This window comes from Nocardioides marinquilinus (genome assembly GCF_039543705.1).
GTDB lineage: Bacteria > Actinomycetota > Actinomycetes > Propionibacteriales > Nocardioidaceae > Nocardioides > Nocardioides marinquilinus.
Map to the genome: position 1 here is coordinate 35,185 of NZ_BAABKG010000004.1, position 23,149 is coordinate 58,333.

23 protein-coding genes are annotated in these 23,149 nt (G+C 75.0%); 18 read left to right on the forward strand and 5 right to left on the reverse strand.

Annotated elements, in window-relative coordinates:
- Positions 1-185: 185 nt before the first annotated feature.
- The 8 genes from rsmD to ABEA04_RS15630 all read left to right on the forward strand — a co-directional run bounded on the left by rsmD (position 186) and on the right by ABEA04_RS15630 (position 5,614).
- Positions 186-743 carry a 16S rRNA (guanine(966)-N(2))-methyltransferase RsmD gene (gene rsmD / locus ABEA04_RS15595; RefSeq protein ID WP_345460498.1) on the forward strand — a complete coding sequence of 186 codons (558 nt, stop codon included), beginning with the start codon at positions 186-188 and terminating at the stop codon, positions 741-743.
- A 7-nt stretch (positions 744-750) separates the two neighbouring features.
- Entirely contained in the window at positions 751-1,230 is a 480-nt protein-coding gene (coaD, locus tag ABEA04_RS15600; protein WP_345460501.1) for a pantetheine-phosphate adenylyltransferase, read from the forward strand.
- A 78-nt stretch (positions 1,231-1,308) separates the two neighbouring features.
- Positions 1,309-1,869 carry a YceD family protein gene (locus tag ABEA04_RS15605; protein ID WP_345461772.1) on the forward strand — a complete coding sequence of 187 codons (561 nt, stop codon included), beginning with the start codon at positions 1,309-1,311 and terminating at the stop codon, positions 1,867-1,869.
- Positions 1,870-1,922: 53 nt separating this feature from the next.
- Complete coding sequence (rpmF, locus tag ABEA04_RS15610; protein ID WP_345460504.1) at positions 1,923-2,108, forward strand: 50S ribosomal protein L32; 186 nt, start codon at positions 1,923-1,925, stop codon at positions 2,106-2,108.
- A 19-nt stretch (positions 2,109-2,127) separates the two neighbouring features.
- Positions 2,128-2,934 (forward strand): ribonuclease III, encoded by an 807-nt coding sequence (gene rnc / locus ABEA04_RS15615; protein ID WP_425577048.1) that lies wholly within the window; start codon positions 2,128-2,130, stop codon positions 2,932-2,934.
- Between the two features lie 7 nt (positions 2,935-2,941).
- Complete coding sequence (gene mutM, locus ABEA04_RS15620; protein ID WP_345460507.1) at positions 2,942-3,826, forward strand: bifunctional DNA-formamidopyrimidine glycosylase/DNA-(apurinic or apyrimidinic site) lyase; 885 nt, start codon at positions 2,942-2,944, stop codon at positions 3,824-3,826.
- A 128-nt stretch (positions 3,827-3,954) separates the two neighbouring features.
- The gene (locus ABEA04_RS15625; RefSeq protein WP_345460510.1) at positions 3,955-4,155 is read left to right on the forward strand and encodes a hypothetical protein; all 201 of its coding nucleotides are present in this window, start codon (positions 3,955-3,957) and stop codon (positions 4,153-4,155) included.
- Positions 4,156-4,360: 205 nt separating this feature from the next.
- Positions 4,361-5,614, forward strand: a complete 1,254-nt coding sequence (locus tag ABEA04_RS15630) for an MFS transporter (RefSeq protein WP_345460513.1) — start codon at positions 4,361-4,363, stop codon at positions 5,612-5,614.
- On the opposite strand, the gene ABEA04_RS15635 is transcribed toward ABEA04_RS15630, so the two are convergent.
- Together ABEA04_RS15635 and ABEA04_RS15640 are read right to left on the reverse strand one after the other, a co-directional pair.
- On the reverse strand, positions 5,604-6,557 hold the full coding sequence (locus tag ABEA04_RS15635) for a hypothetical protein (RefSeq protein ID WP_345460516.1): 954 nt from the start codon (positions 6,555-6,557) through the stop codon (positions 5,604-5,606). The genes ABEA04_RS15630 and ABEA04_RS15635 overlap by 11 nt on opposite strands.
- Positions 6,554-7,069, reverse strand: coding sequence for a SigE family RNA polymerase sigma factor (locus ABEA04_RS15640; protein ID WP_345460519.1), 516 nt, complete (start codon positions 7,067-7,069; stop codon positions 6,554-6,556). The genes ABEA04_RS15635 and ABEA04_RS15640 overlap by 4 nt, the downstream gene beginning before the upstream one ends.
- A 100-nt stretch (positions 7,070-7,169) precedes the next feature.
- On the opposite strand from ABEA04_RS15640, the gene ABEA04_RS15645 reads away from it, so the two are divergent.
- From ABEA04_RS15645 to ftsY, 4 genes are all read left to right on the forward strand, one after another.
- Positions 7,170-8,060 carry a hypothetical protein gene (locus ABEA04_RS15645; RefSeq protein WP_345460522.1) on the forward strand — a complete coding sequence of 297 codons (891 nt, stop codon included), beginning with the start codon at positions 7,170-7,172 and terminating at the stop codon, positions 8,058-8,060.
- 270 nt (positions 8,061-8,330) lie between these two features.
- A complete protein-coding gene (gene smc, locus ABEA04_RS15650; protein ID WP_345460525.1) occupies positions 8,331-11,948 on the forward strand; it encodes a chromosome segregation protein SMC in 3,618 nt (1,205 codons plus the stop codon).
- Positions 11,948-12,400 carry an acyl-CoA thioesterase gene (locus tag ABEA04_RS15655; protein ID WP_345460528.1) on the forward strand — a complete coding sequence of 151 codons (453 nt, stop codon included), beginning with the start codon at positions 11,948-11,950 and terminating at the stop codon, positions 12,398-12,400. The genes smc and ABEA04_RS15655 overlap by 1 nt, the downstream gene beginning before the upstream one ends.
- 520 nt (positions 12,401-12,920) lie before the next feature.
- A complete protein-coding gene (gene ftsY, locus ABEA04_RS15660; RefSeq protein ID WP_345460531.1) occupies positions 12,921-14,084 on the forward strand; it encodes a signal recognition particle-docking protein FtsY in 1,164 nt (387 codons plus the stop codon).
- A 6-nt stretch (positions 14,085-14,090) separates the two neighbouring features.
- Here ftsY and ABEA04_RS15665 read toward each other — a convergent pair whose 3' ends face one another.
- Positions 14,091-17,054, reverse strand: coding sequence for an FkbM family methyltransferase (locus tag ABEA04_RS15665; protein ID WP_345460534.1), 2,964 nt, complete (start codon positions 17,052-17,054; stop codon positions 14,091-14,093).
- Positions 17,055-17,175: 121 nt separating this feature from the next.
- Here ABEA04_RS15665 and ABEA04_RS15670 point away from each other — a divergent pair, with 121 nt between their 5' ends.
- From ABEA04_RS15670 to ABEA04_RS15695, 6 genes are read left to right on the forward strand one after another with little or no spacing between them, the layout of a single operon-like run.
- A complete protein-coding gene (locus ABEA04_RS15670) occupies positions 17,176-17,949 on the forward strand; it encodes a sulfotransferase (RefSeq protein ID WP_345460537.1) in 774 nt (257 codons plus the stop codon).
- A gap of 8 nt (positions 17,950-17,957) precedes the next feature.
- Positions 17,958-18,392: a hypothetical protein gene (locus tag ABEA04_RS15675; protein WP_345460540.1), complete on the forward strand. Its 435-nt coding sequence runs from the start codon at positions 17,958-17,960 to the stop codon at positions 18,390-18,392.
- On the forward strand, positions 18,389-19,438 hold the full coding sequence (locus ABEA04_RS15680) for a hypothetical protein (protein ID WP_345460543.1): 1,050 nt from the start codon (positions 18,389-18,391) through the stop codon (positions 19,436-19,438). Before ABEA04_RS15675 ends, ABEA04_RS15680 begins: the two co-directional genes overlap by 4 nt.
- The gene (locus tag ABEA04_RS15685) at positions 19,435-20,577 is read left to right on the forward strand and encodes a glycosyltransferase family protein (protein WP_345460546.1); all 1,143 of its coding nucleotides are present in this window, start codon (positions 19,435-19,437) and stop codon (positions 20,575-20,577) included. The genes ABEA04_RS15680 and ABEA04_RS15685 overlap by 4 nt, the downstream gene beginning before the upstream one ends.
- On the forward strand, positions 20,574-21,635 hold the full coding sequence (locus tag ABEA04_RS15690) for a glycosyltransferase (RefSeq protein WP_345460549.1): 1,062 nt from the start codon (positions 20,574-20,576) through the stop codon (positions 21,633-21,635). The genes ABEA04_RS15685 and ABEA04_RS15690 overlap by 4 nt, the downstream gene beginning before the upstream one ends.
- Before the next feature lie 10 nt (positions 21,636-21,645).
- Positions 21,646-22,236: a hypothetical protein gene (locus ABEA04_RS15695; RefSeq protein WP_345460552.1), complete on the forward strand. Its 591-nt coding sequence runs from the start codon at positions 21,646-21,648 to the stop codon at positions 22,234-22,236.
- Between the two features lie 6 nt (positions 22,237-22,242).
- Here the strand turns inward: ABEA04_RS15695 and ABEA04_RS15700 are convergent, their stop codons facing one another.
- Both ABEA04_RS15700 and ABEA04_RS15705 read right to left on the reverse strand, forming a co-directional pair.
- Positions 22,243-22,695: an NUDIX domain-containing protein gene (locus ABEA04_RS15700; protein ID WP_345460555.1), complete on the reverse strand. Its 453-nt coding sequence runs from the start codon at positions 22,693-22,695 to the stop codon at positions 22,243-22,245.
- 32 nt (positions 22,696-22,727) lie between these two features.
- Positions 22,728-23,108 carry a nuclear transport factor 2 family protein gene (locus ABEA04_RS15705; RefSeq protein ID WP_345460558.1) on the reverse strand — a complete coding sequence of 127 codons (381 nt, stop codon included), beginning with the start codon at positions 23,106-23,108 and terminating at the stop codon, positions 22,728-22,730.
- Positions 23,109-23,149: the final 41 nt, after the last annotated feature.

Below are 23,149 nucleotides of genomic sequence, written 5' to 3' on the forward strand. Positions count from 1 at the left end.
GGGGGCGTGAGGTTCGTGGGGCGTGGGTGTGCGGGCCGTCAGCGATACCCGGTTCACCGGGTGTCCCTGACGTTCTCGGGTGTTGCAACGGCCGAGAACGTCAGGAATACCCGGTCCACCGGGTATTCCTGCGACGCCTGGGGCCCATGGGACGACGCCCGCCACACCGACGGGACGAAGCCCCGATGACCCGGATCATCGCCGGCACCGCGAAGGGGCGACGGCTGCGCACCCCGACGGGCGACCGCACCCGGCCCACCAGCGACCGCGTGCGCGAGGCCCTGTTCAGCGCGGTCGAGTCGTGGTGCGGCTCGCTGCACGGACTGCGGGTGCTCGACCTGTACGCCGGGAGCGGCGCGGTCGGGCTCGAGGCGTGGTCGCGGGGGGCCGAGGCGGTCACGCTGGTCGAGTCGCACCGCCGCACGGCCGACCTGGTACGGGCCAACGCGCGCGAGATCGGCGCGACGGCCACGGTGCAGGTGGTGGCCACGACCGTCGCGGCCTACCTGGCGGGCGCGCCCACGACCTCGGTCGACCTCGTCTTCGCCGACCCGCCCTACCCGCTCGCCGACGACGCCCTCGCCGCCGACCTGCGCGCGCTGGTGCCGTGGCTGGCCCCCGGCGCGATGGTCGTCGTCGAGCGCGCCCACCGCAGCCCCGAGCCGGCCTGGCCCGACGGGCTGGTCGGCGACCGGTCGAAGCGCTACGGCGAGACGCTGCTTTGGTACGGTCACGCGCCGTGAGGTCGTCATGAGCCGTGCCGTCTGCCCGGGCTCGTTCGACCCCATCACCCTGGGCCACCTCGACGTCGTCACCCGCGCCGCCCGCCTGTTCGACGAGGTCGTCGTCGCGGTCGGCGTCAACCCCTCGAAGAGCCGGCTGTTCTCGCCCGAGGAGCGGCTCGAGATGCTCACCCGCGCGGTCGCCGACCTGCCCAACGTGCGCGTCGAGGGGTTCACCGGCCTGGTCACCGACTTCTGCACCGAGCAGGACGCCGTCGCCATCGTCAAGGGGCTGCGCGCGGCGTCCGACTTCGACTACGAGCTGCCGATGGCGCACATGAACACCGCCCTGACCTCGGTCGAGACGGTCTTCCTCCCCACCAGCACCGGGCGGTCGTTCGTCTCGTCGTCGCTGGTCAAGGAGGTCGCCTCGCTCGGCGGCGACGTCTCGGCCTTCGTCCCCGACTTCGTGCTCGAGGCCCTCACCGCCCGTCTCGCTGCGCGCTGACGGCGTGATTTCGCAGGTCAGCACCCGCGCAGTACGCTTCAACACTGTTCTGTCGTGCCCGGACCCGGAAGTGATCTCCTGACCAGCCTGGACCCGAGAGCGCCGCTCGTGCTCGACACCCGCGAGCTCGGCCGCCGCCCGGGGTCCCAACGTGAGGTGACGCGGACGGTGCCGGCCCCGGCAGAGCTGGGCATCGAGATCCTCGCTGTCCCCGAGGGCTCGCCGGTCGACCTCGACCTGCGGCTCGAGGCGGTCATGGAGGGTGTGTTGGTCACGGGCACGGCGCGAGCCGCGCTCGAGGGCGAGTGCGCACGGTGCCTGGAGCCGATCTCCGACGAGATCGAGGTGACGCTCCAGGAGCTGTACGTCTACGACGACCGGCACGACCACCACGAGCGCAACGCCGGGGGCGACGCGGACGACGAGGTCAGCACGCTCGAGGACGACCTGCTCGACCTCGAGCCGCTGCTGCGGGACGCGGTGGTGCTCGCACTGCCGTTCCAGCCGCTGTGCCGAGACGACTGTCCCGGGTTGTGCACCGAGTGTGGTGCCCGGCTCGCCGACGACCCCGACCACACGCACGACGCCCCGATCGACCCCCGGTGGGCCAAGCTCACCGGACTCCAGCAGGATCAGTAGCAGCACCCGAGCCGCGCTGAGCACCGAGCAGCACGCAGACAGAGGAGAGAACAGTGGCAGTCCCGAAGCGGAAGATGTCGCGCAGCAACACCCGGCACCGCCGGTCGGCGTGGAAGGCGACGGCCCCCACCCTGGTCACCTGCGCGAACCCCGCCTGCGGCGCCAAGCACCTGCCGCACCACGCGTGCGGCGAGTGCGGTCAGTACGGCGCGCGCAACGCCCGTCGCCAGGTCCTCTGAGCCCCGTCAGAGCCGACCGCTGAGCCAGCAGGGCCCTCCCGGCCACGCCGACGCGGCGGCACCCGGCGCCAACTACCCGGCGCTGCGTGCCGCGCTCGGGCATCCCGATCTGGATGCCGAGCGGCTGGAGCGAGCCCTGACCCACCGCTCGTACGCCTACGAGAACGGTGGCCTGCCGACCAACGAGCGGCTGGAGTTCCTCGGCGACGCCGTGCTCGGCGTGGTCGTCACCGAGACGCTCTTCCTGATGCACCCCGACCTGTCCGAGGGCCGGCTGGCCAAGCTGCGGGCCGCGGTGGTCAACGCCCGCGCGCTCGCCGGGGTGGCCGTCACGATCGGGCTCGGCGACCACGTCAAGCTCGGTCGCGGCGAGGAGGCCACCGGCGGCCGGCACAAGGCCTCGATCCTCTCCGACACCGTCGAGGCGGTCATCGGCGCCGTGCACCTCAGCAGCGGCATCACGGGGTCGTCGCGGCTGGTCCACCTGCTCTTCGACCCGGTCATCGAGGAGGCCTCCGCCAAGGGGGCTGGGCTCGACTGGAAGACCTCGCTGCAGGAGATCGCGGCCGAGCACGGCCTCGGCGTCCCCGAGTACGTCATCACCGACGAGGGACCCGACCACCTGAAGACCTTCCACGCCCAGGTGCGGGTCGCCGGCCGGCTCTACGGCAACGGCACCGGCCGGTCGAAGAAGGAGGCGGAGCAGGGCTGCGCCGAGACCGCCTACGGCGAGATCGCGGCGTCCCTGGGCGTCGAGGCGCCGATCGTCGTGCCCGCGGTGACCCACCTGGTCTCGGGCACCCCCGCCGTCCCGCCCTCCGGGTAGTCGCCCGGTGCCCGAGCTGCCCGAGGTCGAGGTCGTCCGCGCCGGCCTCGAGCGCCACGTCCTCGGCGCGCGCGTCGTGCGTGTCGACGTGCTGCACCCCCGCCCGGTGCGCCGCGACCCGCGCGGCCCCGACGGCTTCGCGCAGGCCCTCACCGGACGTCGTCTGGTCGCCGCCCGCCGCCGCGGCAAGTACCTCTGGCTGCCGCTCGACGACGGCGACGCGCTGCTCGGCCACCTCGGCATGAGCGGCCAGCTGCTGGTGCAGCCGCACGCCGCGCCCGACGAGCGGCACCTGCGGGTTCGGCTGGTGCTCGAGGGCGCCGGCGGCCGCGACCTGCGCTTCGTCGACCAGCGGATGTTCGGCGGCCTCTCGGTCAGCGCCGGCGGCGCCGAGCTGCCGCCCGAGATCTCCCACATCGCCCGCGACCCGCTCGACCCGCTCTTCGACGACGACGACTTCGTCGCGCGGGTGCGGCGGCGCTCGTCCGGGGTCAAGCGGCTGCTGCTCGACCAGGGCCTCATCTCGGGCGTGGGCAACATCTACGCCGACGAGGCGCTGTGGCGGGCGCGGCTGCACGGCGAGCGGCCGGGTGAGCGGCTGACCGGCCGGCAGGTGCGCGAGCTGCTGGGCCACGCCCGCGAGGTGATGACGCAGGCGCTGGGGGAGGGCGGCACCTCCTTCGACGCGCTCTACGTCAACGTCAACGGCGAGTCGGGCTACTTCGACCGATCGCTGCACGCGTACGGCCGCGAGGACCAGCCGTGCGAGCGCTGCGGGACGCCGATCCGCCGGGTCGCGTTCACCAACCGCTCGTCGTTCTTCTGCCCCCGCTGCCAGCCCGCGCCGCGGCGCCGTCGTCCCCGCCCCGTGCCCCTGGCCGTGCCGGACTGAGGTCGGGCTGGCGTCGGGTTGGCGTCGGATTGACCCGGCCTGCGCGGGGTGAGACTCTGGTAGACGGCTCCTGGCGTGATGCCCGTCGAGCCGGACACTCGTTCTTGGATCTTGGAAGGTGCCACCACATGGCCAAGGCGCTGATCGGCCACCTGAACAGCGACCTGCGAGACCCCCGCCTCGCCGCCGAGAACGCTCGGCTGCGCCAGCGCGTGGCCGATCTCGAGGTGCTCGTGCGCAAGCTGTCAGAGGAGAACGACCGGCTCGTCGCCGCCCGCGCCGCCGAGCTGCTCGACACCGCCCCGCTGCCGGAGATGCAGCCGGTCTGATCCCGCCGCCGGGGCGGTGCTTGCGCCGGTCCGTGGTGCGTCGGCTGTCGGGTCGTCCCGGCCTGCGTTCCGTTCAATCGAACGGTTCGTGCGGTGGATCCGGCGTCCCGAGCCCCCGGACCGTTCGATCGAACCGACCGTGGAAACCGGCCGGACCCGGAACCCGGAGGCGCCGCGGCGGCCGGGGCAGTAGCGTCCCGACCTCGTGGGCGTGAGCAGCGGGGTCGTCGAGGCGGTCGTGCCGCGTCGGCTCGGCGTCCCGTTCCGCTGGCTGCTGGCCTCGTCGTGGACGACGAACCTCGGCGACGGCATCGCGCTCGCCGCCGGCCCGCTGCTGGTCGCCTCGCGCACCGACTCGGAGTTCCTGGTCGCCCTCGCGGCGCTCGTGCAGTGGACGCCGCCGCTCGTCTTCGGGCTGTGGGCCGGCGCGCTGACCGACCGGTGGGACCGCCGCCGGATCATGATGAGCGCCAACGCGGTGCGCTCGGCGGTGCTGGTGGTGCTGGCCGTCGCCATCGCCGGCGGGGTGGCGAGCATCGCCGTCGTGCTCGGTGCGCTGTTCGTGCTCGGGGTGGCGGAGGTGTTCACCGACAACGCCGCGAGCGCCGTCCTGCCCTCGATCGTCGCGCGGGCCGATCTTGCGGTGGCGAACGCGCGGCTGACCGCGGGGTTCGTGACCATCAACCAGCTGGCGGGCGCGCCGCTGGGAGCGCTGCTGTTCGCGGCCGGCGCGTCGACGCCGTTCGCGACGCAGGCCGGGCTGGTGCTGGTGGGCTTCGCGCTGCTCTCGCGGCTGCGGCTGCCGGAGCGCGCGGGCCCGACGCCGCAGACGCACCTGCGTCACGACATCGCCGAGGGCTTCCGGTGGGTGGTGCACCACGCCGCCGTCCGCACCCTCGTGCTGACGATCCTCATCTTCAACGTCACCTTCGGCGCGGCGTGGTCGGTGCTCGTGCTCTACGCCACCGAACGGCTCGGGCTCGGCGAGGTCGGCTTCGGCCTCATCACGACCGTCTCGGCGCTGGGCGGGCTGCTCGGCACGCTCGCCTACGGCTCGATCACCCGGTTCGTGAGCCTGGGCAACCTGATGCGCATCGGCCTGGTGATCGAGACGCTGACCCACCTCGCGCTCGCGCTCACCACCTCGCCGCCGGTGGCGATGGCGATCTTCTTCCTCTTCGGCGCCCACGCCTTCATCTGGCACACCACCTCGGTGACCGTGCGCCAGCGCGCCGTCCCGGCCCGGCTGCAGGGGCGCGTCGGCAGCGTGAACCTCGTCGGGGTCTACGGCGGGCTCGTGGCCGGCTCGGCCCTCGGCGGCCTGCTCGCCCAGGGCTACGGCGTCACCGCGCCGTTCTGGTTCGCCTTCGGCGGGTCGGCGGTCTTCGTCGTCCTCATCTGGGGCCAGCTGGCGCACATCGCGCACGCCGACGAGGCCGAGGCGCCGGTCACGGGCTGACGACGGTCACGCCGGTGCAGGCCTGCTCCGCGGCGTTGGCGGTACACAGCCGGTAGGCGCCGGGGGCCACGACGTCGGGAACGACGAGCGGGTCGGGTCCCGGGCCGGTGATCCCGATGTCGTCGGTGGGCATCGACCGCTCGTTCCACGTCGGGGTGTCGCCCGACGAGAGGTAGTAGGTGACGTCGTCCGAGGTGAGCGTGAACGCCCGCCCCCGGACCTGCTCGGCCGGGAACAGGGCGCCGATCCGGTCGCCGGGCCGCGCGATCGGCGGCCACGCGATCATCGCCGGACGTCCGGACGGCGGCTGCTCGCGTCCGAGCCCGGTGCCGAGGTCGACGCCGTCGGGCACCTGGCGGACGCTCGCGAGGAGCAGTGCAGCGAGTGCGGTGCGGTCTGCGTAGCGAGTCCGCACCTGCACCAGGACGCCGTCGCGCCAGACCGAGCCCGAGCAGGCGTCGGGTCCGGGGTCGACAGCCGCGCAGGCGACCAACTGGTCCTGCTGCGCTTGCGGAACGATGCTCAGCTGCACCCGCACCAGACCCGCCTGCTCCTCGGGTTCCGGCGGGTCGACGCAGTCGACGGCCACGCCGCCTCGGGTCACGCTGAACGGCACCGACTGCGCCGCGCAGACGTCGTTTGTGACCAGCCAGTCGACCGGGACGGCGATGACGACGCCGCCGAGCCCGACCCACCGCATGCCGGCCGGCGGGTCGGGGAAGGCGGTGGTCGGCTCGGGGGCCGGAGCGGCGTCGTCGCGGCCGACGAGCGACACGACGCCGACCACCAGCGCCACCACGCACGCGGCGGCGACGACCATGACCGTCGTACGCCGCCGTCGGCGGCGGGCACCACTGGCGGCGAGGCCGGGAGGCAGGGGGCCGGGGTCGGGCAGGCCGGCGGCGAGCCGGTCGAGCAGGGCGACGGCGTCGTCGTCGTTCACGGGTGCCTCCCGGGGGCGATGTCGTGGATGTCGGTGTCGTCGGCCAACGCGGCCAGGGCGCGCGAGAGCCGGCTCTTGACGGTGCCCGGCGCGACGCCGAGGGCGTCGGCGGTCTCGGCCACCGACAGGTGCGACCAGAACCTCAGGACGACGACCTCGCGCTGCCCCCGCGGCAGCCGCCCGAGCGCCCGTTCCACCGCGTCGGTGCCGTCGAGCGCGGTGGCGTGGTCGTCGTCCGCCGGCTGGTCGGGCAGTCGCGACATCGGCCGCTCACCCCACCAGCGGCGCCGTCGGCTCGCGCGCAGGCCGTTGACCAGCACCCGGGTGACGTAGGCGTCGCGGTTCTCGGCCCGCTGCACCCGCGTCCAGGCGGTGTAGCAGCGCAGCAGGGTCGCCTGCGCGAGGTCCTCGGCCTCGTGGGGCGTGCAGCCGAGCAGGACGCCGGCGTGCACGAGGTGGCACCAGCGCGCGGCGGCGTACTCCTCGAAGCCGTCGTCCCCGCCGCTGCTCACGACCCTCCCGATGCCGTGGACCCCGCCCGGGGTTCCACGCCTGGACCATCTCACCCCGGTGATCGAGGCAGGCCGCCCACGGCCGTGGTTGCCTGGCGCGATGACCTCCACGCTCGGACGCGGCCTGATCGCCGGCGCCGTCGGCACCACCCTGCTCAACCTGGCCACCTGGGTCGACGTCGCGCTGAGCGGCCGACAGCCGAGCGACGCACCCGACCGCACGGTCGACGGCGTGCTGCGGCGGCTCGGGGCCGACGTCCCGCGCGACGGTGGCCGGCCGGCGGCCTACGGCGCACTCGGGGGCATCGCGGCCGGGCTCGGCATCGGTGTCGCGGCCAGCGCGGCCCGGACGGCGGGGCTGCGGCTGCCCGCGCCCGTCGGCGCCGCGGTGATCGGGGCGGCGGCGATGGCGGCGTCCGACGTGCCGATGGCGCTGACCGGCGTCAGCGACCCGAGCACCTGGTCGCGCGCCGACTGGACCCGCGACGCCGCGGCGCACCTGGCCTACGGCGTCGGCGTCCGGTGGGCGCTCGACCGGGCCACGCCGCCGGCGTCCGAGGACGCCGTCCTGGAGCGACCGACGGGACGGCTGCTGCGGCGCTGCCTCGCGCTGGGCGCGGCGGCCGGGTCGCGATCGACGCTCGGGATCGGCGGTCCGGCCGTGGCGGCGCCGACCCCGGTCACCCTGCTCACCTCGGGACTCGTGCTCGGCGAGCTGGTGGCCGACAAGCTGCCGTTCGCGCCGTCGCGGCTGCAGCTGCCCGGTCTCGCGAGCCGGGTCGTCACCGGCAGCGTCGGGGCCGTCGCGCTCGCCCGCCGCGAGCAGCGCAGCGCCACCCTGCCGCTGCTCGTGGGCGCCGCGGGTGCCGTCGCCGGCTCGGTCGGTGGCGCGGCGTGGCGCGACTGGGCGCAGCAGCGCGGTCTCACCTGGCAGGGGGCCGTTGCCGAGGACGCCGTCGCCGTCGGGCTGACGGCGTGGGCGTGCCGCTGACCGGCTGAGCCGGCTGAACCAGCCGGGCCGCTGACTGGGTGACCGCGTCGCCGGTGGTGGGGTCGTGTGCCCCGCCCGGTGCAGGGACCGATGTCGGGCACACGACCCCCGTGCCCGACCGACGCGCGCGGTGGCGACCCGACGCCCCGGCGTCGGGCTGCGCGGAACGGTCGGTGTCCGCCGGTAGGGTGTGGCGCGCTGAGCTTCCCCCGCGTCAGTGCCCTTCCCGACGTCCCCGCGACGTACCCGACCCCGGCACGGAGCTCCACGGTGTACCTCAAGAGCCTGACCCTCAAGGGCTTCAAGTCCTTCGCGTCGGCCACCACGCTGCGCCTCGAGCCGGGCATCACCTGCATCGTCGGACCCAACGGGTCGGGCAAGTCGAACGTGGTCGACGCGCTCGCGTGGGTCATGGGCGAGCAGGGCGCCAAGAGCCTGCGCGGCGGCAAGATGGAGGACGTCGTCTTCGCCGGCACCTCGGGCCGCCCGCCGCTGGGCCGCGCCGAGGTCGTGCTCACCATCGACAACTCCGACGGCGCGCTGCCGATCGAGTACTCCGAGGTGACGATCAGCCGCACGATGTTCCGCTCGGGCGGCTCGGAGTACGCCATCAACGGCACCTCGTGCCGCCTGCTCGACGTGCAGGAGCTGCTCAGCGACTCCGGCATCGGCCGCGAGATGCACGTCATCGTCGGCCAGGGCCAGCTCGACGGCATCCTGCACGCGACCCCGGAGGACCGGCGCGGCTTCATCGAGGAGGCGGCCGGCGTCCTCAAGCACCGCAAGCGCAAGGAGAAGGCGCTGCGCAAGCTCGACGCGTGCGAGGGCAACCTCACCCGGCTGGGCGACCTGCTCACCGAGATCCGTCGCCAGCTCAAGCCGCTCGGGCGCCAGGCCGAGGTGGCCCGTCGGGCGGCCGGCATCCAGGCCGACGCGCGCGACGCCCGGGCCAGACTGCTGGCCGACGACCTCGTCACCGCCCGGACCGCGCTCGAGCAGGAGCTCGCCGACGAGACGCTGCTGCTCGAGCGGCGGGCGGACGTCGAGCGGCAGCTGGCCGCCGCGCGCGAGACCGAGGCGGCGCTCGAGGCAGCGCTGCGCGAGGACCTGCCGGCGCTGAGCCGGGCCCAGGAGACGCAGTACGCCCTCACCGGCCTGCGCGAGCGGCTGCGCGGCACGCAGGGCCTCGCCGCCGAGCGGGTGCGCAACGCGGCCGCGGCGGGTGAGGCCGCGCCCGACCAGGGCCGCGACCCCGACGAGCTCGAGGCCGAGGCCGCCGAGGTGCGCGCCCGCGAGGAGGCCATCGGCGCCGAGGTCACCGCCCACCGCACCGCCCTCGAGGACGCCGTCACCGCGCGTCGCGCCGCCGAGGACGCTGCCGCCGAGGAGGACCGTCGCGTCGCCGCCCTGCAGCGCGCGGCCGCCGACCGCCGCGAGGGGCTGGCCCGGCTGCACGGGCAGGTCAACGCACTGCGCTCGCGCGCCGCGGCCGCCGACGACGAGGTGGGCCGTCTGGGCCTCGCCCGCCGCGACGCCCTCGCCCGCGCCGAGCGGGCCCAGCACGACTTCACCGCCCTCGAGACCCGCGTCGCCGGCCTCGACGCCGGCGAGGAGGGCCTCGACGCCGAGCACGAGGTCGCCAGCGGCCAGCTCGGCGACATCGAGGAGCGGCTGGCCAAGACCCGCGACGAGGCCGCCCAGGCCGACCGCGCCCGCTCCACCCTCGCCGCCCGCAAGGACGCGCTCGAGATGGGCCTGGCCCGCAAGGACGGCGCCGGCGCGCTGCTCGCGGCCACCGACGAGGTCGACGGGCTGATGGGCTCGGTGGCCGCGCTGCTCGGCGTCCGGGCCGGCTACGAGGCCGCCGTCGCCGCCGCGCTCGGCACCGCCGCCGACGCCGTCGCGGTCGAGGACGCCGGGGCGGCCGTCGCCGCACTCGAGCACCTGCGCGCAGGCGACCTCGGCCGCGCCGAGCTGGTGCTGGCCGGCGCGCCCGGACCGGTCGACGCCGCCGCGTGGCCCCCGCTCGCCGACGTCTCCGGCCCGGCCGGCCTGGTCGGCGGCGCGACGTACGCCGTCGACCTCATCGAGTGCCCCGACCGGCTGCGGCCGGCGCTGACCCGGCTGCTCGAGCGCGCCGCGGTCGTCGACGACCTCGACGACGCCCGCCGGCTGGTCGCGGCCGAGCCGTCGGTGGTCGCGGTGACCCGCGGCGGCGACCTGCTCGGCGTCCACCTCGCGGCCGGCGGCTCGCACGACCGGCAGAGCCTCATCGAGATCCAGAGCGCGGTCGACGAGGCGGCCGAGGCGCTGCTCGGCGCCACCGCCGACGGCGAGCGGCTCGGCTTCGAGCTGAGCCGGCTGGAGGCCGAGCGGCTGGCGGCGCAGCAGCGGGTCGACGTCGCGCTGGCCAAGCTGCACGAGTCGGACGCCACCCTGGCTGCCGTCGCGGAGGAGCTCGGGCAGTACGGCTCGCAGGCCCGCGCCGCGAAGGGCGAGGCCGAGCGGCTGGCGCAGGCCATCGAGAAGGCCGAGGCGGCCCGCGACACCGACCTCGCCGGCGTCGCCGACCTCGAGCAGCGGCTCGCCGCCGCCGAGCGCAGCCCCGAGGAGGGCGAGGAGCCCGACACCGACGAGCGCGAGCGGCTGACGCTAGCGGCGCGGGCCGCGCGGCAGGCCGAGACCGACGCGCGGCTCGCGCTGCGCACCGGCGAGGAGCGGGCGCGGGCGCTGCACGGCCGCGTCGACGGGCTGCTGCGCCAGGCCGCCGGGGCCCGCGAGGCGCGGCAGCGGGCGGCCGAGCGCCGCGAGCGGCTGCTGCGCGAGGGCGCGGCCGCCGAGGCGGTCGGCGTGGCGGCGTCCTACGTGCTGGCCCGCATCGAGGTCTCCATCCACCGCGCCACCGAGCAGCGGCGCGAGGTCGAGCAGGCCCGGTCGGGTCGCGAGCGCGAGCTGCGCGACGTCCGCGCCACCCTGCGCGACCTCGGCCGTGAGCACGACGAGCTGGTCGGCTCGGTGCACCGCGACGAGCTCGCCCGTGCCCAGCAGCAGATGCGCCTCGAGCAGCTCGCCCAGCGCGGTCTCGACGAGCTCGGCATGGACGTCGACGCGCTGGTCGCCGAGTTCGGCCCCGACGTGCCGGTGCCGGTGCGCGGGGCCGACGACGCGGACGACGCGGACGACGCGGACGGGGCGGACCCTGAGCCTGTCGAAGGGACTCCCTTCGTGCGCGAGGAGCAGCAGAAGCGGCTGCGCACGGCCGAGCGCGAGCTGACGACGCTCGGGCGGGTCAACCCGCTGGCGCTGGAGGAGTTCGCGGCGATGGAGGAGCGGCACAAGTTCCTCAGCGAGCAGCTCGACGACCTCAAGCGCACCCGCAGCGACCTGCTCGACATCGTCCGCGAGGTCGACGCGCGGGTCGAGCAGGTCTTCACCGAGGCCTACGCCGACGTCGAGAAGGCCTTCGAGTCGACGTTCACGCGGCTGTTCCCCGGCGGTGAGGGCCGGCTGGTCCTCACCACGCCCGACGACATGCTCGCCACCGGCGTCGAGGTCGAGGCGCGGCCGCCGGGCAAGAAGGTCAAGCGTCTCTCGCTGCTCTCCGGCGGCGAGCGGTCGCTGGTGGCGGTGGCGTTCCTGGTGGCGCTCTTCAAGGCGCGGCCCTCGCCGTTCTACATCCTCGACGAGGTCGAGGCGGCGCTCGACGACACCAACCTCGGCCGACTGCTGGAGATCTACGAAGAGCTGCGCGAGAACTCCCAGCTGCTCGTGATCACCCACCAGAAGCGGACGATGGAGGTCGGTGACGCGCTCTACGGCGTCACCATGCGCGGCGACGGCGTCAGCACCGTGATCAGCCAGCGGCTGCGCGAGACCGAGCCCGCCTGATGCCGGCCGAGCGGCCGCCGCGCTCGGCGTACGTGTTCTGGGAGACCCACACCACGCGCTGGGCCGACATCGACGTCTACGGGCACATGAACAACGCCCGCTACTTCGAGCTGATCGACACCGTGGTCAACAACCACCTGCTGCACGCCACCGGCACCGACATCCGTCACCTGCCGGCGATCGGCGTGGTGGCCGAGGTGTCGTGCCGCTACTTCGCCGAGGTGACCTACCCCGAGCCCGTCGACCTCGGCGTCGTCGTCGAGCGGCTCGGGCGCTCGTCGGTGGTCTACCGGGTCGGCCTGTTCCAGGGCGACGTCTCGAGCGCAGGCGCCACCGCGCGCGCCGAGGGCCGCTTCGTGCACGTCTACGTCGACAACCACGACCCCGCCCGCCCCGTCGTCCCCCTCCCCGACGTCGTGCGGGACGCCGTCGCGCCGCTCGTGCGGGACTGACGCTTCCTGCCGGGGTCGGGTCGGGGTGGCGGTGGGCTGGTTCCCGTTTCCGGGCTTGGTTCGGTAACTAGGTCACCGCCGGTCGGGGGTGAGCCGGGGCGGCGGTGAGCTGGTTCCCGTTTCCGGGCTTGGTTCGGTAACTAGGTCACCGCCGGTCGGGGTCAGGTCGGGGTGGCGGTGGGCTGGTTCCCGTTTCCGGGCTTGGTTCGGTAACTGGGTCACCGCCGGTCGGGGTCAGGTCGGGGTGGCGGTGGGCTGGTTCCCGTTTCCGGGCTTGGTTCGGTAACTCACTCACCGCCCACCAGCGGGGCCGTGGTCGGTGCGGGGGCCACGGTTCGGCGTCCGGAAAGGGTGGCTGGGTCACCGCCCACCCGGGGCGGGCCAGTGGGCGGTGCGGGGGCCACGGTCCGGCGTCCGGAAAGGGTGGCTGGGGCACCGCCCACCGGGGCCGACGGCCGCGCGAGCACCACCCCGGGGCGGTCAGTTCGGACGACGGACGCGCCGCTGGTTGGATGGCGGCATGGAGTGGGTCTACCTCGTCATCGGCATCGCGGTGCTCGCGATCGCCGCCGTCGCCGGGCTGGTCACGACGCGTGGACGCCGCACGCTGCCGCCGGCCGACCGCAGCGACACGCTGGCGCCGCCGACGGAGCGGACCGCGCCGCCGCCGGAGGTCGAGGTCGACGGCGGGCCCGAGGCGCCGGTGCTCGAGACGCCCGTCGAGACGCCGGTCGAGACCGCGCCCACCCCCACCGTCGAGCGTCCCGAGGACACCCGCTCCCGTCTCGTGCGGCTGCGTGCCCGCCTGGCCGGCTCGCAGGGCGGGTTCGGCCGCGGCCTGCTGCGCCTGCTGAGCCGCGAGCGCCTCGACGAGGACACCTGGGAGTCGATCGAGGACGTGCTGCTGACCGCCGACATCGGCGTCGCGCCGACCCAGCAGATCGTCGAGAACCTCCGCACCCGGCTGCGCGTCGACGGCACCGAGGCGGGCGACCCGCGATCGGTGCTGCGCGACGAGCTGCTCGCCGTCGTCGACCCCGACATGGACCGTCGCCTGCAGGTCAGCGGCGAGGACGGCGTCCCCGGCGTCGTGCTGGTGGTCGGCGTCAACGGCTCCGGCAAGACCACCACCGTCGGCAAGATCTCGCGCATCCTGGTCGCCGAGGACCGCACCGTCACCCTCGGTGCGGCCGACACCTTCCGCGCCGCCGCGGTCGACCAGCTCGCCACCTGGGGCGAGCGGGTCGGCGTCGAGGTGGTGCGCGGCAAGGAGGGCACCGACCCGGCGTCCGTCGCGTTCGAGGCGGTCAAGCACGGCATCGAGGCGGGCGTCGACACCGTCATCGTCGACACCGCGGGCCGGCTGCAGAACAAGCAGGGCCTCATGGACGAGCTCGGCAAGGTCAAGCGGGTCATCGAGAAGCAGGCGCGGGTCACCGAGGTGCTGCTGGTCATCGACGCCACCACCGGCCAGAACGGCCTGGTGCAGGCCCGCGTCTTCCGCGACGTCGTCGACGTCACCGGCATCGTGCTCACCAAGCTCGACGGCTCGGCCAAGGGCGGCATCGTCGTCGCCGTGCAGCGCGAGCTCGGCGTGCCGGTGAAGCTGGTCGGCCTCGGCGAGGGTCCCGACGACCTCGCGCCGTTCGACGCCGGCGCCTTCGTCGACGCCCTGCTCGGCTAGGCGCGGCTAGGAGCCGGCGCCCCCGGCCCGGCGACCGCGACCCGTGCGGCGCTGGCCACCGCCACCGCCGCCACCGCCACCACCGCCACCACCGCCACCGCGGCCGGCGCCCTTGCGAGCCCCGCGACCCCGGCCGCGCCCGCCGCCGTCCTTCGCGTCCGGCTTCGGGTACACCCCGGCCGCCAGCTTCACGATGCCCGGACGCCGCGCGACCGAGTGGTGCACGAAGACCAGGTTGAACTGGCCGGGCTTGGCCTGGTCGCGCCCGACCAGCACGAACCCGCGCGCCATGAGGTGGCGCGCGACGTCGCCGTCCATCCACTGCCCGTCCCACAGCTGCTCGGTCTCGACCTCGACGTAGATCGCGAGCGTGCTGCCCAGCACCTCCTGGGCGCCCGAGAGCACCTCCTCGGTGGCCCCTTCGACGTCGATCCAGAGCGCGAAGGTCTCGCGGGCGGCGTCGAACTCCGCGTCGAGGACGACGGCCTCGACGGAGACCGTCTCGTGCTCCTCGGTGCGCAGCCCCGTCTTCAGGCTCGACATCTGGTTGACCTGGGGCCGCTCGGTGCCGCGGTAGTCGCGCGGCACGTGGAACTCCAGGGTGCCGGCCTCACGCGCCACGGCCTGGTGGCGGTAGTCGACGCCGGCGGCGCGCACCTCGTCGCCGAAGTGGCGGTGCACGTAGGGGTTGGCCTCGTAGGCGATCACGCGCGCGTCGGGCAGCCGCTCGCGCATCGTGCGGCTGTAGGTGGCCTCGAAGGCGCCGATCTCGAGGGTGACGCTGGGGGAGAGCCGGGTGCAGAGGTTGGCGTACAGCGCCCGCACCCGCCGGTCGAGCCGCTCGCGGCTGAGGCCGGCGCGGTCGCCCAGCTCGGCGTGCAGGTCGACGGTGAAGCGGTAGTTGGTGCCGACGGCCCGCAGCAGCTCGCGGGTGCCGACCGCGGGCGCGGGCAGCCCCAGCACCTGCCGCGGCGAGGCCTGCCCCGCGCGGTGCCGGTCGACGAGCGCGACCCGCTCGTCGTAGTGGTCGGTGAACGTCTCGAGCTCGAGCACGTCGCGCACGCACCGCTGCAGCCGCACGCTCGACCAGGCGGACGCCGCGCCGTCGAGCACGTACCAGTCGTCGTGGCCCGACAGCTCGGTCCACTTGCGGCGGTAGCCCTGGGCGGTCAGCAGGTCGTGGAGCTCGTCGCGGTGGCGGTCGTTGTGCTCGACGGCGATGGTGCGGATCGGGCGCTCGCCGAAGTCGTAGGCGCCGAGGATCACCGCCTCCGACCCCTCGGTGTCGATGGAGAGGAAGTCGACCACCGGCGGGGCCCCGGACTGCGTCAGCAGGTCGTCGAGGCTGATCGTCCCGACCTGGTGGACGACGTGCTCGTGCTGCGCTCCCGGGCCGTCGTCCGCGCCGTACCCGGCCACGGCCGACAGGGCCGGACGGCCGCGCACGGCGTGGAACTCGACGGTGCTGCCCGAGGCGTCGAGCACGCAGAGGTCGGAGATGACGCAGGTGCGGTTCTCGCGCAGCTGCTCGGCGTAGGCGGGGTTCGGCTCGGCGACCACGCCCTTCCACCCCAGCCGTTCGAGCAGGTAGGTGTTCGACATCGCCCGGCCGCTCAGCGCGCCGAACTCGGCGAACCAGCCGGAGCCGGCGAAGCCGCTCTCCCAGAGCGCCCAGAGGTCCTGCAGCCGCTGGCTGAACGAGTGGGGCAGCACCAGGCGGGCGAAGGCGAGGAAGGCGTCGGCGTCCTCGCGGTCGAGGCCGGGCAGCGGCGGCTGGTCGGCGTTCTCCTCGGGCCGCTCGGCGTTGGCCCGGGTGCCGGGGAGGAAGGCGTCGTGCTCGCGGCTGAAGTAGCGCTGCGGCCCGACGACGGGCGGGGGCGTGCCGAGCAGGTCGAGGGCCACGCCCAGCTCGGCCGTCGCGTCGGCGACCTCCTGCTCGCGCTGCTCGGCGAGCCCACGGCGCAGCGCCGCCAGCTCGTCGTCGCCGGCCTCGAGCGCCCGCGCCAGGCCGTCGACGAGCCCGCCGCCGCGGTAGGTGAAGGCGGGCAGGCGGTAGGTGGCCGCCGTCCACCGGTCGATGACGGCCGGCACGCCGAAGCCCACGGACGACGAGATGGCCGCGCTGATCTTGAAGGCCCGGTAGGACGGCTCGTCGTCGGGCAGCATCGGCAGCAGCAGGTCGGAGCCGGCCACCAGCGGGTAGTAGGCGCTGCTCGGCACCTTGCCCGTGGCGGGGTCGACCGGCGCGGTCTCGACCAGGTCGCCCAGCCCGGCCTGCTCGACCAGCTCGTCGAAGCGGGCGCGGTCGGGCCCGCCGCCGGGCACGGTGACCACGAAGCGGTCGCGTCCGACCCGGTCGGCCAGCGCGGGCAGCTCGTCGAGCAGCACCCGCAGGTCGCGGGTGCTGAAGCTGACCGCGCCCGGGACGGCGACCCGGCGGCGTCCGTCGGCGCGGGGCGGGGCGACCTCGGGCATCGACCACATCCAGGCGCCGAGGGTGGCGGCGTTGCCGAAGACGTCGGGCGCGGCGGTCATCGCCCACGACGTGGCGTGGGCGGCCAGCGTCACCGGGGTCACCCGACCGGTGCGCAGCTGGTCGACCAGCAGCGGGTTGTGCAGCACCAGCAGCGGGTTGTGCACGACGCCGAGCGTGGGCAGCCCGACCGCGTCGGCCAGCCGCCCCTGCCCGGCGTAGGAGTAGGTGTTCAGCACCAGCAGGTCGTAGCCGCGCAGCTCGTCGACCAGCTCGTCGAGCACGGCCGGCCGCTCGGTCTCGAGGTAGCGCACCCGGTCGCCGTGGGCGGTGAACGGCGCGAAGACGTCGCCGCGCCGCTCGATGCGGTCGTTGAGGAAGCCGGTCGGCTCGATGCCGTGCGCGAGCAGCAGGTCGAAGACCGACGGCATCACCTCGTCGTGCACCGCGTTGGTCTGCACGACGGCGGCGCGTCGGGGGGGAGTGGCGACGCTCATCGGGTCATTGTCCCCACGACCGGACGCCGGGACGCGGCAGCCCGTGCCCCCGGGCGCGGCGGGGCTCGACTAGGGTGAGCGGTCGTTGTCGACGTCGGGCGCGAACGAGGGGTGGGTCGCCGTGCAGATCCTCATCGCCGGCTTCCACCGCAGCGGCACCTCGGTGCTCTCCCAGCTGCTGCACAGCGCCGGTCTCTTCCTCGGTGACGACCTGCTCGGCGCGATGCCGAGCAACCCCTACGGCCACTTCGAGGACCGCGAGGTGCTGCGCCTGCACCGCGCCGTGCTCGAGCGCCACGGCACCGACTGGCAGTGGGACGCCGAGGTCCCCTTCCACATCGGCGCCGACCACTGGAGCCAGATGCGCCAGTACGTGCGGCGCCGCGACGTCCGCCACGGCACGTGGGGCTTCAAGGACCCCCGCGTCTGCCTGTTCCTGCCGGCCTGGAAGCACCTGATGCCCGACGCCAGGACCGTCGTGGTCTACCGCGACCCCGGCGACAGCGTGCGCTCCCTCGAGTCGCGCCAGGCCGGCAACCTGCTGCGCGGCGAGGGCCGCGCCGCCGACCACCGGCGCTTCTTCACCGAGCCCGACCACGGCCTGCGGCTGTGGCTCACCTACAACCAGGCGCTCGTGCGCTACGTGCGCGCGCACCCCGACGACTGCCTCGTGCTGCCGTTCACCGACCTGATGAGCGGGGCGCCGATCGTCGAGCGGGTCAACGCCCGCTTCGGCGCCGACCTGGACGTCGTCGAGACGCCGTCGGTCTTCGACCCCACCGTCGCGAACCGCCGTCAGGCCCCCCAGCGCGTCGTCGACGACGAGGTAGCGTCACGCGTCCGCGCGACCTGGGACGCGCTCGAGCAGCTCACCGAGAGGACCGCCGTCCGATGAACCCACTGGTGCGACTCGAGCCCGGCGACGCGCCGGCGCTGGCCATGGAGAACGAGCTGCTGCGCTACGAGATCACCCACCTGCGGGCGCGGCTCGCGGCGGCCGAGGAGCGCGACCAGCGCCGCGACCGCGAGGTGCAGGAGTGGCGCGAGCGGCAGGAGGCCAAGGCCGGCAAGCCTGCCGGTGACGCCCCGGCCGCGCAGGGCGGCACCCCCCAGCAGACCGGCCAGTCAGGCAAGCCCGGCCACACCGGCAAGTCAGGCAAGCCCGGCAAGCCCGGCAAGCCGGCGAAGGCCGGCCAGCACCGGGACGCCGGCGGCGCGGCTCGCGACGACCTCGTCTGGCTGCTGCAGCGGCTCGAGGGCACCCCCGCCGCGCCGCTGCTGCGGCGCCGGTCGGGCTACCGCCGGCTCGTCGAGACCTACCTGCGGGACGGCGCGTGACCGCACCCGCCGGGGAGGGCGTGCGCTTCGACGCCGGACCCACCGCCGACGGCGCCGGCCCGCCGTTCACCGGCTCGCTCGGGCAGGGCCGCGCGGTGTGGACCGGGCGGTTCCCGGGGCTCGCGCCCGGCGGCCACGACGGCTTCGACACGATGGTGGGCCACGTCGGCCGGCTGCTCGACGAGTGCCACGAGGTCGTCGTCCTCGACCCGATGAGCTTCCCCTGGCGCACCTGGCAGTCCCACCCGCGCTCCACCACGCCGGTCGTGGTGCGGGTGCCCGGGGCGCTCGACGCCGAGGGGGCCGCCGACCTGCTCGACAAGCCGATGCTGCGGCGCGCCACCGCGCACGACCGGCTGCTGGTGCGGCGTCCCGACGTCGCGGCCGGGCTGTGCGAGCGCTACGGCCTGCCCGCCTCGTGCTGCCTGCTGCCCGAGCCCGACGAGGCTGAGCGCGCCGACTGGTGGCACGGTCCGCTCGCCCGCCGCGTCGCTGCCGCCCCCGAGGCCGACGACGCCCTGCGCCGCGCCAAGGAGACCCTCGAGCTCGAGCTCGAGGTCGTCATGGAGCAGCTCGCGACCGTGCCGGTGCCCTTCGGGTCGACCGCGCTGCGGGTGCACGGCTTCGGCGACGCCGTCCGCACCCGGCTGCTCGGCTACCGCTCGGTCGAGGAGGTGCAGCTGGTCGACGGCGACGCCGAGCGGCCCGGCCCCTCGCTCGAGGACCGGCTCACGGTCCCCTCCCCGCACGCCGGCGTCGTGTGGTTCGCCGACGGCGGCGAGCAGGACGACGCCCGCCGTCACGCGGCGCTCGCCGAGGCCCACCGCCGGCTCGACCCGGGCGGGCGGCTGCTGGTCGTCGGCTGGGTGGTCGACGGCCCGCAGGGGCGCAACCCGTCGGTCTCGGCGCTGTGCACCCAGGTGCTCGACGCCACCGGCGGCGCGGTGCACCTCGACGAGCTGCGCGGCTTCCGGCATCCCGCCGACCCGATGACGCGGGCGGTGCTGACGGCCTGGACCCGCCTCGGACCGGGGGAGCGGGCATGAGGGTCGCCATCCTGAGCAACGACGTCGTGCCCGGCATGGGCCTGCCCGTCGCGGCCCCCGGCCTGCGGGCGTGGGGTCTCGCGCTCGGCCTGCGCGCGCACGGCCACGAGGTGAGCGTGCTGCTCGACCTCAAGGCGGTGCGCGCGGTCTGGGAGGGCGGCGAGCAGCCGGCCGTGCCGCCGTCCATGCCGTCGGGCACGGTGCTGATCACCGCCCAGCAGGCCACCGCGTGGGTGCGCGAGCACGGCATCGAGGTGCTGGTGATCATCAACTCCAACCTGGTGCGCCACCTCGGCGACCTCGGGCCGTGCAGGCTGGTCTACGACTTCTTCGCGCCGAAGATGCTCGAGATGGCCGAGAACACCTTGCGCGAGAACGCCGCGACCATCATGGACTCGCTCGAGCAGCGCAAGCTCTACGCGCTCGGCCGCAGCGACGGTGTCGTGGTCAACGGCGCCAAGAAGGTGCCCTACGTGCGCGAGTGGCTGCAGCGGGCCGGCGTCCCCGACCTGCCGCTGGAGGTGGTCAACCCGGCGCTGCCGCCGGTGGCGCCCGACCCGGCCGACACCGAGCGGTTGCAGGTGATGGTCTCGGGCTACATCCAGCCGTGGTCGCGCCCCGGCGCGTGGGCCGAGGCGATCCTGCCGCTGCTCGACCAGCGACGCGTGGTGCTGCACCTCGTGGTGGGCAACCACTGGGCCAAGAACTCCCGCGAGGCGGTGATGTCGCCCGAGGTGGCCCGCCTGGCCGCGCACCCCGGCGTCCGCCAGCACGGGCTGATGACGCTCACCGACTTCCGCACCCTGCTCTCGCGCTGCCACCTCAGCATCGACGTCTTCGAGCGCAACCCCGAGCGCGAGCTGGCGATGGTCACCCGCACCGTGGTCGCGCTGACCACGGGCCTGCCGGCCATGCACGTCGACTTCACCGAGGTCAGCCCGTGGATCGCCGAGCAGGACGCCGGCTGGCTGGTCGACGAGGACGACGTCGACGGCATGCGCGCCGTGCTCAGCGAGGCCGCCGCCGACCGCAGCGTGCTCGAGCCGAAGCGGGCGGGCGCCGTCCGGCTGTCCACCACCGTGCTCGAACCCGGCACCGCGGCCGAGCCGTTCGACCGACTGCTGCGGAGCCTGCGATGAGCACCGGACGCCTGCACGTGCTCGTGCCGTTCTTCCTGCCGTTCGGCGGGGTCATCAAGATCCTGGACTACGCCCAGCACGCCCGCGCCGCGGGACTCGACGTGCGGCTGTGGAGCCCGGCGCAGCTCGACCCCGAGGGTCCGCTGTTCCGCATCGAGCGGCTGCGCGACCTCGTCGACGTCGACTTCCGCGCCCGCTACCCCACCCGCGGCGGCATCAAGCGCGACGACCTGTTCCTCATCAGCCGCCCCGACGACTACGAGGCCGCGCTGCGCTCGCTGCCCATCGGCTTGAGCCCGCTGCGCGTCGTCCACCTGGTGCAGAACGTGCGCCACCGGACGCCGACCTGGCGGCACGGGTACGCCACCCGGCTGCTCACGCGACCGGTCTCGCGCATCGCCATCAACGACATCGTGGCCGAGGCGATCTCGCCGTGGCTCGACCCGCGCTCGCCGCTGCGCGTGGTGCGCATCGGCCACGAGAGCGAGTACTTCGCCCGCGACGTCGACGGCGGCTGGCCCGACGACCGGCCGCTGCGGGTGGCGTACACGACGTGGAAGAGCGACGTCGGCGACCGCGCCGCGAAGGCCCTCGACGCCGGTGCCGGTGGTGCCGGCGCGCGCCCGGTGGAGTGGCGCGCCATCCGCGAGTCGGTCTCGTGGGCCGAGCTGCGCGAGCTCTACCACTGGGCCGACGTCTTCCTCGGCACGCCCGACCCCGAGGAGGGCATGTACCTGCCCGGCCTCGAGGCGATGGCCGCGGGGTGCGTCGTGATCACGCCCGACTGCGGCGGCAACATGGCCTACGCCCGGCCCGGCGAGAACTGCGTGCTCGTCGACTACGACGACGCCGACGACTACGCCCGCGCGGTGCGGGAGGTGGCCGGCTGGAGCGCCGAGCAGGTCGTCGCCAGCCGCACCGCCGGCTACGAGCAGCCGCCGCGCTTCCGCCTCGACGACGAGGCCCGCGGCTTCATCGAGGTGCTCGACGAGGTGCGCGAGCTGGCGCGGGCGCACGAGGCGGGCGCCGCGCCGTCCGGTGCCACCCGGGCCGACTGAGGTGCCGCCCGTGACCCTGACCCGCGAGCGCCCGGCGCGCTCGGGGGTGCGGGCCGCCGTCGGCTGGGTGGTCGCGGTCGTCGTGGCGCTCGCCGCGGTCGTGCTGCTGGCGCCGGGCGACCGCGGGCACCACGCGACGCTGCTCGACGGGCCGAGGGTCTGGTGGGCGCTGGTCGTCGTGGCCGTCGCGGCCCTGACGCTCTGGCCGCGGGCGTGGCCCGGCACCGTGCGGTGGGTGGCCACCGCCGTGCTGTGCCTGCCGGTCGTGTGGCTGGTCGTGAGCGGACGCCTCGCCGACGACGCGCTGGTCCGGTCGGCGAGCCCGGACGGCGACCTGCGGGTCGCGGTGCACGAGCACGACCCCTTCCTCGAGGACGGCGTGAGGCTGGTCGTCGACCGACCGGGCCCGCTGCTGACCTACCGCTACCCGGCCCGGTGCACCACCGTCACGGCCGGCGCCTACGACGTCCGCTGGACCTCGCCGACGTCGTTCGACCTGGTGCCACGCGGCGACGACGAGGTGCCCACGGTCGGCTTCACCGTCGAGGGGCGCGCGGTCACCGCCGACGCGCCCGGGCTGTGGGGGCCGTGCCGCGACTGAGGTTCGTCACCGACCGGTGAGCCGCCGCACCCACGGCGCGGCCGCCGCGGGGTAGAGCGGCAGGGGCTCGCGGGCGTCGTCCACGGGGCGCCACACGACGGGGACGACGCTGCCGTCGCTCTCGGTGAGGGTGGCGCCGGTGGCCGCGGGCCGGGGGTCGAGGCGGCCGGTGAAGAGGAAGAAGACCTCGTGGCCGAGCACGCCGTCGATGCGGAAGATGCTCTCGAGCGTCGTCAGGAGCACGGGGCCGTCGACGGTCGCGTCGAGCTCTTCGTGCACCTCGCGCCGCAGGGCCTCGAGCGCGGTCTCGCCCAGCTCGACGCCGCCGCCGATCAGCCGGTGGTAGCCGTCGGGGTTCTCCGCGGTCGGCGGGTTGAGGCTCACCGCGTGCGCGGTGCCGTCGGCGGACGGCGCGACCAGCATCGCCTTGACGCGGATGACGGAGCGGTCGACCGGCACCGGCCGAGCCTAGGTGCTGCGGCGACGTCGGGTCAGTCGAGCCGCGGGCCCGCGTGACCGGCGAGGCACCGCCACCCGGCGTCGAGGCCGGCGTCACGCACCCACACCTGCGTGACCGGCATCCGGAAGGTCGTGGGGGTTCCGTCGACCCGGACGACGTCGACCGCCTCGGCGTGCAGGACGGCGGTGTCGCCGACGACCGTGACCCGGGCGCCGTCGAGACGCTGGGAGACCCAGGCCGTGGCGCCGCCGGTGTTGCGGCGCACGTACTCGTCGCGGTCGAGGGCCTCACCGCGGTGGGAGAGCCACCGGAACCCCGCGTGCAGCAGCGCGGTCAACGCCTCGGCGTCACCGTCGCCGAGCGCGGCGGCCCGCTCGTCGGCCGCCGCGACCACCTCGTCCTCGTCGCTCATGCGCCCACCGTGCCACGTACGCACGGGTGTGCCGGTCCACC

Coding starts and splice junctions, on each gene's coding strand:
- rsmD (WP_345460498.1), top strand. CDS start 186: ATGACCCGGATCATCGCCGGCACCGCGAAGGGGCGACGGCTGCGCACC.
- coaD (WP_345460501.1), top strand. CDS start 751: ATGAGCCGTGCCGTCTGCCCGGGCTCGTTCGACCCCATCACCCTGGGC.
- ABEA04_RS15625 (WP_345460510.1), top strand. CDS start 3,955: ATGGCCAAGGCGCTGATCGGCCACCTGAACAGCGACCTGCGAGACCCC.
- ABEA04_RS15645 (WP_345460522.1), top strand. CDS start 7,170: ATGACCTCCACGCTCGGACGCGGCCTGATCGCCGGCGCCGTCGGCACC.
- ABEA04_RS15655 (WP_345460528.1), top strand. CDS start 11,948: ATGCCGGCCGAGCGGCCGCCGCGCTCGGCGTACGTGTTCTGGGAGACC.
- ftsY (WP_345460531.1), top strand. CDS start 12,921: ATGGAGTGGGTCTACCTCGTCATCGGCATCGCGGTGCTCGCGATCGCC.
- ABEA04_RS15665 (WP_345460534.1), bottom strand. CDS start 17,054: ATGAGCGTCGCCACTCCCCCCCGACGCGCCGCCGTCGTGCAGACCAAC.
- ABEA04_RS15685 (WP_345460546.1), top strand. CDS start 19,435: ATGAGGGTCGCCATCCTGAGCAACGACGTCGTGCCCGGCATGGGCCTG.
- ABEA04_RS15690 (WP_345460549.1), top strand. CDS start 20,574: ATGAGCACCGGACGCCTGCACGTGCTCGTGCCGTTCTTCCTGCCGTTC.
- ABEA04_RS15705 (WP_345460558.1), bottom strand. CDS start 23,108: ATGAGCGACGAGGACGAGGTGGTCGCGGCGGCCGACGAGCGGGCCGCC.